At 40.2% G+C, this 515-nt stretch carries 1 protein-coding gene; it reads left to right on the top strand.

Translation table 11 applies throughout. The annotated features are described in order from the left end of the window. The coding region (locus AB4653_RS18900; protein WP_372104996.1) for a hypothetical protein at positions 1-515 on the top strand (515 nt) is incomplete at both ends.

Here is a 515-nt window from a genome sequence, read left to right as displayed (position 1 = left end):
GTATTTGGCGCTGTCTTGCGTTTTGAAAATGATTTTCTCAAGAGTTTTGGGCACTCAGAACAAACGGATATTCAAGTGACCCGTCAAATTATACTCAATAATTTGGTGCCTTTGTTGGAACGTTTACAGGTAAGAGAGGAAGGGCTGTCGGACTTGCAACTTGAGTACAACAGGGAAACTCGAGTGCTTGCGTTAGCGGACCAATCGGTGAAGCAAGATCGGACTAAACTTTCAGTAGTTCTGGCTAAAATACAAAAGGTGATGGAAGATAATGCCAAAGTTCAAACTCTAGTGCTTAATTCGGTACGTAAAGAGATTAGCAAGCATTTTCAGTACTCTCCAAATAGTGTTCCTTTTGAGCTGTTACAAAATGCTGATGACGCATTGAGTGAACTTTCAGATATGACCAAAGGTAAAGCTGAGATTGTTCCGAGATTTGACGTTAACCTCGAAAATGGCAATGAATTAAATTTCTGTCATTGGGGGAGAGAAGTTAACTACTGTTCGAGTAACTA

This window comes from Vibrio sp. 10N.222.48.A3 (assembly GCF_041475345.1).
Classification (GTDB): Bacteria; Pseudomonadota; Gammaproteobacteria; order Enterobacterales; family Vibrionaceae; genus Vibrio; species Vibrio tasmaniensis_A.
The sequence above is the reverse complement of the archived record's forward strand: the minus strand, read 5'-3'. Positions and strand labels throughout refer to the sequence as shown.